Here is a 10,124-nt window from a genome sequence, read left to right on the forward strand (position 1 = left end):
CCGTATGGTAAAAGACTTCCAAAGGCAGTTCAATCGACTGCATATTCTGATTGATGCAGCGGTGATCAGCGGCTCTTATTTTCTCGCCTGGTACATTCTGTTCGGTCTCTACCACGAGAAAGTCGGGCGCCTCAGCTTTGCGATTTACATGCAGGCGCTGTTTTTCATTGTGCCGCTGTACCTCCTGCTGAATGCGCTCTTCGGGCTCTATGCGCCGAAGCGCACCAAGGGACGACGCGCGGAGTTTGCGGGGATCCTGAAAGTCAATACAATCGGCGTGCTGCTCTTTACGTTGGTGTTGTATCTCGGATCCAAGAATGCGATTCTGTATCACTTTTCGCGTCGGCTGGTGCTGGTTTTCTATCTGACCTGCGTGGTCTGGATGACGATTGAGCGGAATGTGATTCGCGGCTTTTTGCGGCGCATGCGACGGCTCGGCTTTAACCAGAAGAATATCCTCCTGGTCGGCTACGGCGAAGCGGCGAAGGGTTACATTGACCGCATTTTAACCAATGCCGAGTGGGGCTATCAGATCAACGGCATTCTCGACGACACCCATGAGCCCGGGTTCAGCTATCACGGCATACGGATTATCGGCGGCGTCAATGAGTTGCAGCCCTTGCTTGAGCGAAATGCGCTGGATGAGATTGCGATTACGCTGCCGCTCTCACAGTATGAAAAATTAAAGAATATCGTGTCTATCTGCGAGAAATCCGGCGTGCACACGAAGTTTATTCCGGATTACTACGGTGTGATTCCGACCATTCCCTACATGGAAGATGTGGCCGGCATGCCGGTCATTAATATTCGCCATGTGCCGCTGACCGAGTTTTACAATGCGGCGGCGAAGCGCCTCGTGGATATTATCGGCGGCATTGTCGGGCTGATTATTTTCTCGCCGATTATGCTGCTCGCCGCGATTCTCGTGAAGATTTCGAGCCCCGGCCCGATTATCTTCAAACAGGAGCGGGTGGGCTTACACCAGAAGAAATTCCGGATGTACAAGTTCCGCTCGATGCGCCAGCAGGTCGATTCGGAGGAGAAAAAAGGCTGGACAGTCAAAAAAGATCCGCGGGTTACCTGGATCGGGAGCATCCTCCGGAAGACCAGTCTCGATGAGACGCCGCAATTTTTCAACATTGTGCGCGGCGATATGAGTCTGGTCGGACCGAGACCGGAGAGACCCTACTTCGTCGAGAAGTTCAAGGAAGAAATTCCGCACTATATGATCAAGCACCAGGTGAGACCCGGTCTCACCGGCTGGGCGCAGATCAACGGACTTCGCGGGGACACCTCGATAGAGAAGAGAATCGAGTACGACCTCTACTACATCGAGAACTGGACATTGGGCTTTGATTTTAAGATTATTTTGCTCACCTTTGTCCGCGGATTTATCAACAAAAACGCTTATTGAGGAAAACAGGAGATTGTATGGAAAATGAGATGCAGGAGCCGCAGAGAGGCAGAAGCCGGAAGAAAGCAGAGGCGGCAGTTGCAGAGAAAACACCGAAGAGCGCGAAGGCAATCAAGCGGCGCAGATTTATCATCATGGCAGTTCTCGAAGTCTTCGTTCTGCTCGCCATTTTCGCCTATGCCTATCTTCTGAAGCAGTATTCCAAGATACAGCGCCCTGTCTTTGAGGTGAAGAATGTCGAGAACACAGAGCTCACGACCGATGACATTGCAAAGATGAAGGGTTACTGGAACATCGCGGCCTTCGGCGTCGACTCGCGCGACTCCTCGGTGGGGCGCGGCAACAATGCGGATGTCATCATGATTGTGAGCATCAACCGCGAGAACGGCGAAATCCGCATTGCGAGCGTGTTCCGCGACTCTTATCTGAGTCTCGCGAACGGCAATTACAATAAGATTAACCAGGCCTATGCGGTCGGCGGACCGGAGCTTGCGGTCAAGGCGCTGAACCAGAACCTAGACCTCAACATCACCGACTATGTGACCTTTAACTGGAAGGCGGTCGCGACCGGCATCAACATCCTCGGCGGTGTGGACATCGATTTGACCCAGCCGGAGTTCAAGTACATCAATTCCTATATCACGGAGACCGTCAAGGGCACCCAAATCGGTTCGGTGCAGCTGACACACGCGGGCATGAACCATTTGGACGGCATTCAGGCAGTTGCCTATGCGCGCCTCCGCTACATGGACAACGACTACACGAGAACCGAGCGGCAGCGCCGCGTTCTGGAGCTCTGCGTGCAGAAGGCAAAGCAGGCGGATCCGGCGACGCTCTCGAATCTCGCGGGCAACCTGCTCTCGATGGTAGCGACGAGTCTCACCTGGGACGACGGCATGAGCCTCGCGACCAATGTCAAGAAGTACAGCATTGTGGAGACCATCGGCTTCCCGATGGATCGCCGTGAGATCAACATGGGCTTCAAGGGTGCCTGTGTCATTCCGAACACGCTCGAGAAGAATGTCAAGGATCTGCATACCTTCCTCTTCGGCGGCGAAGAGTATACGGTTTCCAATCAGGTGCAGGAGATCGACAACCACATCGCCTCCGACATCGCGCGCTACCGCGGCCGCTCGGAGGAGCGAAAGTACAAGGCAAAGATGCGCGAGTACAACGAGGGCGAGGAGACGAGCGCGGCGAGAAAGCGAAACAGCAACACCGAGGAGGAGACGACCAGACGGAGCCGCAGCGAAACGGAGGGCGGCGGCAGCGCTTCTTCGAAGAGCACGCGGGAGGAGAGCGAGTCCGGCAGCACACATGAGACGAGCGCTGAGGCGACGGATTCCCGCGGCAATGTAATCACGGGGCCCGGTGCAAAGAGCAGCAGCGCTGCGCGCGAGAGCAGTTCGGCAGCGGAGAGCGGTGCGGTCAGAGAGAGCAGCCGCGCGGCCGGTGAGAGTTCCGCGGCGCGCGAGACCACTGCGGCGGCCGAGACCAGTGCGCAGGTCACAACACGCGAGGCGGCAGCGGCGCCGTCGGAGACCAACGGTCCCGCCCTGAATGAAGAGTAATACGAGAAAACAAAAGAAGAACTGTCCTTCCGGCGAAGCTTAAGACCGGGAGGACAGTTCTTTTTTGTCGGGCGCGTCGGATCTGGCAGGCGAATTGTTCACACTTTGCTCTGTCTCTCAACACATTTCGTTCACAGCTTCTTTTTATACTAGGCAACATAGAACCACGAAAGAAAGCAATCGAAAGAGAGGTATGCAACATGTACGACTCGGACAATCAATACAGCAATTTCAATAATTTCCCCTATGACAGCAGCGCACAGAAGGCAGAGGAGCCCTACAACACAGTCTCGGACCGGAGCTACGGTGAGAGCGCAGGAAACGGCACGGGAACGCCCGAAGAGCCGAAGAAAGGAAGCGGTCTCGCAAAGAAGCTCGGCACCGCAGCGGCCTGCGCGCTGGTCTTCGGTGCCGTGGCAGGCGTCACGATGGGTACGGTGAGCCGCGCGGTCGCACCGAAAAGCAGCGTTGCATCCGCAGAGAGCAGCGCAGCGGCAGAGGTCATGCCGAACCTGACGAAGACGGCAACCAAGGAGGCAGCCGCGGGAAGCACAGCCGGCAGCAGCGAGGGTACTACACTCGATGTCTCGGCGATTGTCGACAAGGCCATGCCCTCGGTCGTCGCCATCGATGTGAAGGGCGAGCAGCAGGTCAGCGACTTCTTTGGCCGCACCGCTTCCTATGAGACTTCGGGCGCCGGCTCCGGTATTATCATCGGTGAGAACGAAGAGGAGTATCTGATTGTCACAAATAACCACGTGATTGAGAATACGACCAGCATGAAGGTGCAGTTTATCGACGGTAAGAGTGTAGACGCGGAGCTGAAGGGCACCGATTCCGGCGCCGATGTCGCGGTGATTGCGGTCAAAAAGTCGGATGTTGCCGATGAAACCAAGTCGAAGATTGCGATTGCGGAAATCGGCGATTCGAATGAATTAAAAGTCGGTCAGGGTGTGATTGCAATCGGCAATGCGCTCGGCTACGGACAGTCCGTGACCGTCGGCTATCTGAGTGCAAAGGATCGCACAATTACGGCACAGGACGGTTCAACCGGACAGGAGACCAAGGTCGAAAACCTCCTGCAGACCGACGCGGCGATTAACCCCGGTAACTCGGGCGGCGCACTCCTCAATATGCAGGGGCAGGTAATCGGTATCAACGAGTCGAAGAGTGTCGACACGAAGGTCGAGGGCATGGGCTATGCGATTCCGATTTCGAGTGTGACGGAGCTCATCAACCAGCTCTCCTCGCAGAAGACGAGAGGCACGGTCGCAGAGGCAGACCGCGGCTACATCGGGTTCCGCGGGCAGAACGTGGACAATGAGGCAGCGCAGAAGTTCAACATGCCGGTCGGCATCTTTGTCTACAAGATTATTGACGGCGGCGCGGCGGCGGAGTCTGAGCTGCAGGAGAACGATATCATCACGAAGTTTGAGGGACAGAGTGTCTCCTCGATTGAGGATTTGAAAGAGAAGCTCACGCGCTACAAAAAGGGCGAAACCGTGACTTTGACGGTCAAGCGTCCGTCGAACAAGGGCTATGAGGAGAAGGAAATTCAGCTTACTCTCAAGGGACAGGACAGCATGAAGAATGCGACCGCAGAGAGCGAGAGCAAAGACGGACAGGACAACAAGGACAGTCAGGACCGCGGCAGCGAGCGCCGGAACAGCCGCGGAGACAGCGGGAACCGCAGCGACAATAACAGCGGCGATAACAGTGATGAGGACAGCAGCCTGTTCCCGTTCCGGTGGTAATTGCGAGTCATAGAGTGATAGGAAAAAAGGTGGCAGAAGCCCCCGCAGCGCTGACAGAATCTGGCGCTGCGGGGCTTTATCGTCTTTGAAACAAGGTAAATGGCGCATCAATGTTTTTATGCGTGTAGTCTACGAAACGAAAAAACGAGCCGCAGAGAATGGTTTCTCTGCGGCTCGTTTGCGTTGACAGCGTGATTCGAAGAGCAGGCGGAACTCAGGAAATGCGCGTGCCCGCCTTACCGCGGAGCGCCTGACCCGCCTTTGCTAGGCTCGTGATAATCGCGGCGCGGTTCTTGCCCGCGCTCACGAAGTCGACCGCGGCTTTGACCTTCGGGAGCATGCTCTTAAACTCAAACTGACCGGCCTCCATATAGGCCTTGGCGTCGTCAATGCTCATCTCGGAGATGGCTTCCTCGGCCGGGGTGCCGAAGTTCAGGGTCACATTGTCGACCGCGGTCAGAATGAGGAGCACATCCGCATCCACCTCCCGCGCGAGGAGGCCGGAAGTCAGATCCTTTTCGATTACGGCGCTTGCGCCGCGGAGCGCCGTGCCCTGCTCGAGCACCGGCACGCCGCCGCCGCCGCAGCAGATGACCACCTGGTCGGCGTCGAGGAGCGCCTTGATCGCATCAATCTCAACAATCGCAACCGGGTTCGGTGCGGGGACAATGCGCTGGTAACCCTTGCCCGGGATTTCAACCGTGTGGTTGCCCTTCGCGTCCTCTTCCTCGGCCTCCTCCTTTGACATGAAGCGGCCTATGGTCTTCAGGGGCTGATAAAAGGCCTCGTCATAGGGATCCACCGTGACCTCGGTCATGATGGTCGAGACGCACTTATAGATGCCGCGGGACAGAAGTTCCGAGCGAAGTCCGTTCTGCAGGTCGTAGCCGATGTAGCCCTGGCTCATCGCGGAGCAGACCGAGAGCGGCGAAGGCGTGTAGCCCTCGTGGTGCGCCGCAAACTCGGAGAGTGCGCCGTGAATCATGCCGACCTGCGGCGCGTTGGAGTGGGTCACGGCGACCTGCCAGCCCTCCTCGACAAAATCTGCGATAATCGGCGCGGTTTTAGCGACAGCCGCTTTTTGCTCCGGCAGATTGGTGCCGAGATCCTTGTGGCCGAGAGAGAGCACCAGACGCTTTTTAGACATGAGAGACCTCCTAATTCAGCTGATATGCGTGAAAAATCATGATAAAATTATAAGTTCAGAGGAACAAAAAAGCAACCGCGGGGGAGGGCGTGAGCGGATGGAAGAGCACAAGAGACACATTCTGATGGTAAATTTGCCGTATGCGGGGCACACGAATCCCTCGCTCGGTCTGGTGCGCTGCCTCGTCGCGGCGGGACACGAGGTGGACTATATCCAGGCGGAATCGTTTCGGGAGCGGGTGGAGGCGAGCGGTGCGCGCTTTGTGCCCTACGACGAACCGCCGCAGAGTCCTGTCCCGGCGCTGAATGAAATTCGGAACTGGGGAGCGGCCTACCGCACGCTGAAGCGTATCGGCGCGGACTATGACTGCCTGATCTATGAACTCCTCTTCTTTCCGGGGAAGGCGCTCGCGGCGGAGCTCGGCATTCCCTGTTATCGTCTGATTTCCACGTTTGCGCTGAACCGGCATTTACTCCGCGTGCTCGGGCGAACCGGCGGCCCTTACCTGACAGCCCTATTCCGCTCGGAGCGGCTTTGCACGGCACTGAGCCGCCTCTTTCTCCCGAAGTTTTTGCTGCGGGAGGAGAATCTCGCGGAAGTCTTGGTGCGGGAAGCGCCGCCGCACAATTTTATTTACACACTGCGGGACTTTCAGCCGGAGGAAGCGTGCTTTCCGGAGACAAACTATCACTTTGTGGGACCTGCGATCGAGGAGAGAGCGGAAGAGCCCTTTTCCTTCGGGGAGAGCGGAAATCCAATCGTATATATTTCCTTCGGGACCCTGATGCATGCGGACAAGCGCTTCTGGAAGAAGCTGATTGCGGCCTTCGCGGGCAAGCGGGTCGAAGTGGTTTGTTCGGTCGGCAGCGAAAAGCTTGTGCGCGCGCTCGGGGACTTGCCGTCCAATGTGCGTGTCTTTGCGAAAGTGCCGCAGCTCACACTGCTGCGCCGCGCGGCCCTCTTTGTGACACACGGCGGGATGAACAGCGTGAACGAGGCGCTTTTCTACGGCGTCCCGATGATTGTGCTTCCCTTCGGCCTCGACCAGCCGCTGGTCGGGCGGGAGTTGCAGCGACGAAAGCTGGGGCGCGTGATAGCGCCGCGGGAACTCACAGCCGCGCGGCTTTGGCGAACGGCAAAGGAACTGCTTAGGGACCCCGAAGCCCGGGAAGCGCGGCTTGCAATGAAGCGCAAAATGCAGGCGAGCGGCGGAAACCGGGAGGTGACAAGGCGCATTCTGGAGGATCTAGCCGCCCGGGATAAGAGAGGAACGGCGGAATGAGCGCAGGGTTTTGGGAAAGGAAACGGCGCAGCATCGCGGATTTACTCGCGGTCTTTTTTCTGCCGCTCGCCGCGAATCTTGCGGCCTCGCTTATCCTAAAGCTGCTCCCATTCGGCGAGACAGCGCTCCGCTTTAATGCGGCCTACCAGGTTTGCCTTCTCTTCGCGGCGTTCGCCTGGTACCGGCAGGGGGACGGAAGCGGCGTACGGGAAGAGCGGCCTTTTCCGTGGCGCTTTTTTGTGGGAACGCTCTGCCTCTATCTGCTTCTCATGCTGCTGCTCGACAGAAGCGGCTTTGCGATGTCGGACCGGCTGTACCGGAGCGGTGCGGGTGCGCTCCGAAGCCTCGGCGGGAGAGCGGAGCGGGCTACGCTGACGGTCTATGCGCTCTGCGGTGCGGTCGCCGAAGAACTTTTGTTTCGCGGTATTTCGGAGCGGGGACTTGCCGCCTTTTTGCGGCGACCTTGGCAGCTTGCCTGTGGCAGTGCGTTCCTGTTCGCGCTCTACCACGGGAACCTCACCCAGGGTTTGCTTGCCTTTCCGCTGGGACTTGCCTTTTCCCGGCTGAAAGTGCACGGCGGGATCCGTGCCTCCGTCGTAGCGCATCTCTCAATCAACCTCCTCGCGCTGTTTCTCTAGGCTGGTAAAATAGGCGGAAAGCGGGTAAAATGAAACAATGCGTTCGTTGCAATCCAAATCAAAGGAGGAAAGCATGAAGCTATTGAGTATTGCGGTTCCCTGTTACAACAGCGCCGCATATATGGACCGCTGTATCCGTTCTCTCTTGCACGGTGGCGAAGAGGTCGAAATTTTAATTGTCGACGACGGTTCGCAAAAGGACAATACCGGCGAGATTGCGGACCGCTATGAGCGGGAGTATCCGACCATCTGCCGGGCCCTTCACCAGGTGAACGGCGGCCACGGCGCTGCGGTCATGACCGGTCTTAAAAACGCGAGCGGCGTCTTTTTCAAGGTGGTCGATTCCGATGACTGGGTCGATCCCGAGAGCTATGACAAGATTCTGTCTACCCTCCGCGACTTTACGGCAAAGAACACACAGCTGGATCTCCTGATCAGCAACTTTGTCTATGAGAAGGAGGGGGCCGCGCATAAGCGCGTCATGAACTACCGGAAGGTATTGCCGACGGAGAAGCTGATCGGCTGGGATGAAATCGGACACTTCCTGCCGGGACAGTATATCCTCATGCACTCGGTCATCTATCGCACGGCGCTCTTAAAGAGTTGCGGCCTGGAGCTCCCGGCGCACACCTTCTATGTGGACAATATCTTTGTCTACCAGCCGCTGCCCCATGTGAAGACCCTCTATTACCTCGATGTGAATTTTTACCGCTATTATATCGGCAGAGAGGATCAGTCGGTCAACGAGCAGGTCATGATAGGGCGCATCGACCAGCAACTTCGTGTGACGAGGATCATGGTCGAGAGTTACGACCCCTACAAGATTCCGCAAAAGAAGCTGAGGCGTTATATGATACTTTATCTCGAGATCATGATGACGATATGCTCGATTCTCGCAATCAAGTCGGAGCTGCCCGAGAACCTCGAGAAGAAGAAGGAAATCTGGCGCTACTTAAAGCAGCAGAATCCGCGGCTCTACTTCCGCATTCGCTTCGGCTTCCTCGGACAGAGCATGAATCTGCCGGGCAGAGGTGGCAGAAAAATCAGCATTGCGGGCTATAAAATCGCACAGAAGTTCTACGGCTTTAATTGAGACAGAAAGCCCGGAAGCGCCTCACGCGCTTCCGGGCTTTCTGTCTGTTCTTATTTCTTTCGAACCTGCCGATAGGCTTTTGCCGGATTTTTTTTGCGCCGGAACAGGGCATCGGCACCGGCCGGAATCAGGGCGGGGACTTCATAGCCCCCGTAGACGATTGCATTCACAAAGTAACCGAGCAGCAGGGCACCGAACACATCGAGAACCGAGTGCTGCTTTAAGAAGACGGTCGAGAGACAAATCAAAATCATCAGAACCAGAGAGGCGCGCCGCACAAGCGGGCGGTGCGCGAGCGATTTGCTCCGCATGACCGCGACATGGACCGCGAGCGCGTTAAAGACATGGATGCTCGGGAACACATTGGTCGGCGTGTCGGTGGACTGAATCATCCAGACCAGAGACGCAAAGAAGCCGTTTGCGGGATCCGCCGGGACGCGGAGATCCGTGCCGTTCGGGAAGACGGTGCAGATGAAGAGCGCGACGGTCATGCCGAGCGACAAAAAGAGACAAAGATCCGCGGCCTCGTCCTTATCCGTCCGGCTGAAGTAGAGCAGTGCGGCAAAGATGTAGACGAACCAGAGCAGATAGGGGACAATGAAGACCGGCATAAAGGGAATCAGCTCGTCCAGGCGGGTGTGCATGACCAGATAATTGCCGGTGACTGTCGTCTCCAGATAATGAAACCAGAGGATATAGAAGACGGTATAGAGAAAAATGACAGAGAGAAGATGGTCTCGCGCGAGCATATGGGCGGGAGAATAATTCGCTTTGTTCTGATTCAAATCGATCTCCTGTATGCAAGAAAGATGTCGGTTGCGATACCCTCTATTGTAACATGCGGCGCACAAAAGAGAAGAGAAAAAGTATCACAGCGATATAAAAACAAAAAAGCCGCCTCAAAAGGCGGCTCTGTCGTAGCGGAAGGGAGATTCGAACTCTCGACACCACGGGTATGAACCGTGTGCTCTAGCCAACTGAGCTATTCCGCCACATGTCTTTGCGACTTTGTTAGTATACGGGAAGAATGTACGGGTGTCAATAGGAATTTATATTTTTTCCAGGGATGATTGTAAGATGAACTAGGACAATAAAAAAGAGCCGATGACGAACTCGTGGTATGATGAAGTTACCACACAACACAACACCAGGAGGTTCGCCATGGCCCAGAAAGAGTATAACACAAATAGAAAATATCGCCACCTGACATGTGAAAAGCGAGCAC

The 10,124-nt window shown here is 56.2% G+C and carries 8 protein-coding genes and 1 tRNA gene; 6 read left to right on the forward strand and 3 right to left on the reverse strand.

Annotation, left to right across the window (positions count from 1 at the left end; all coding sequences use genetic code 11):
• Positions 1 to 4: 4 nt before the first annotated feature.
• The 3 genes from ACO4XG_RS06965 (at position 5) to ACO4XG_RS06975 (ending at position 4,739) form a co-directional block, all read left to right on the forward strand.
• Positions 5 to 1,414 (forward strand): undecaprenyl-phosphate glucose phosphotransferase, encoded by a 1,410-nt coding sequence (locus tag ACO4XG_RS06965; protein ID WP_308508531.1) that lies wholly within the window; start codon positions 5 to 7, stop codon positions 1,412 to 1,414.
• 17 nt (positions 1,415 to 1,431) lie between these two features.
• Complete coding sequence (locus tag ACO4XG_RS06970; protein ID WP_308508532.1) at positions 1,432 to 2,985, forward strand: LCP family protein; 1,554 nt, start codon at positions 1,432 to 1,434, stop codon at positions 2,983 to 2,985.
• 200 nt (positions 2,986 to 3,185) lie between these two features.
• Positions 3,186 to 4,739 (forward strand): S1C family serine protease, encoded by a 1,554-nt coding sequence (locus ACO4XG_RS06975; protein WP_308508533.1) that lies wholly within the window; start codon positions 3,186 to 3,188, stop codon positions 4,737 to 4,739.
• Between the two features lie 214 nt (positions 4,740 to 4,953).
• Here ACO4XG_RS06975 and arcC read toward each other — a convergent pair whose 3' ends face one another.
• A complete protein-coding gene (gene arcC, locus ACO4XG_RS06980) occupies positions 4,954 to 5,886 on the reverse strand; it encodes a carbamate kinase (protein ID WP_308508534.1) in 933 nt (310 codons plus the stop codon).
• Between the two features lie 97 nt (positions 5,887 to 5,983).
• Here arcC and ACO4XG_RS06985 point away from each other — a divergent pair, with 97 nt between their 5' ends.
• The 3 genes from ACO4XG_RS06985 (at position 5,984) to ACO4XG_RS06995 (ending at position 8,899) form a co-directional block, all read left to right on the forward strand.
• Positions 5,984 to 7,168, forward strand: coding sequence for a nucleotide disphospho-sugar-binding domain-containing protein (locus ACO4XG_RS06985; protein ID WP_308508535.1), 1,185 nt, complete (start codon positions 5,984 to 5,986; stop codon positions 7,166 to 7,168).
• The gene (locus tag ACO4XG_RS06990) at positions 7,165 to 7,806 is read left to right on the forward strand and encodes a CPBP family intramembrane glutamic endopeptidase (RefSeq protein ID WP_308508536.1); all 642 of its coding nucleotides are present in this window, start codon (positions 7,165 to 7,167) and stop codon (positions 7,804 to 7,806) included. The genes ACO4XG_RS06985 and ACO4XG_RS06990 overlap by 4 nt, the downstream gene beginning before the upstream one ends.
• Positions 7,807 to 7,879: 73 nt before the next feature.
• Positions 7,880 to 8,899 (forward strand): glycosyltransferase family 2 protein, encoded by a 1,020-nt coding sequence (locus ACO4XG_RS06995; protein ID WP_308508537.1) that lies wholly within the window; start codon positions 7,880 to 7,882, stop codon positions 8,897 to 8,899.
• A gap of 50 nt (positions 8,900 to 8,949) precedes the next feature.
• Here the strand turns inward: ACO4XG_RS06995 and ACO4XG_RS07000 are convergent, their stop codons facing one another.
• Both ACO4XG_RS07000 and ACO4XG_RS07005 read right to left on the reverse strand, forming a co-directional pair.
• Positions 8,950 to 9,684, reverse strand: a complete 735-nt coding sequence (locus ACO4XG_RS07000) for a phosphatase PAP2 family protein (protein WP_308508538.1) — start codon at positions 9,682 to 9,684, stop codon at positions 8,950 to 8,952.
• A 133-nt stretch (positions 9,685 to 9,817) separates the two neighbouring features.
• Positions 9,818 to 9,891, reverse strand: a tRNA-Met gene (locus ACO4XG_RS07005).
• Between the last annotated feature and the right edge of the window lie 233 nt (positions 9,892 to 10,124).

It is taken from the genome of Stomatobaculum sp., from assembly GCF_057248925.1.

Bases quoted from the DNA above. Each gene is read 5' to 3' on its own strand.
- arcC (WP_308508534.1), bottom strand. From the start codon at position 5,886: ATGTCTAAAAAGCGTCTGGTGCTCTCTCTCGGCCACAAGGATCTCGGC.
- ACO4XG_RS06990 (WP_308508536.1), top strand. From the start codon at position 7,165: ATGAGCGCAGGGTTTTGGGAAAGGAAACGGCGCAGCATCGCGGATTTA.
- ACO4XG_RS06985 (WP_308508535.1), top strand. From the start codon at position 5,984: ATGGAAGAGCACAAGAGACACATTCTGATGGTAAATTTGCCGTATGCG.
- ACO4XG_RS06995 (WP_308508537.1), top strand. From the start codon at position 7,880: ATGAAGCTATTGAGTATTGCGGTTCCCTGTTACAACAGCGCCGCATAT.
- ACO4XG_RS06970 (WP_308508532.1), top strand. From the start codon at position 1,432: ATGGAAAATGAGATGCAGGAGCCGCAGAGAGGCAGAAGCCGGAAGAAA.
- ACO4XG_RS06965 (WP_308508531.1), top strand. From the start codon at position 5: ATGGTAAAAGACTTCCAAAGGCAGTTCAATCGACTGCATATTCTGATT.
- ACO4XG_RS06975 (WP_308508533.1), top strand. From the start codon at position 3,186: ATGTACGACTCGGACAATCAATACAGCAATTTCAATAATTTCCCCTAT.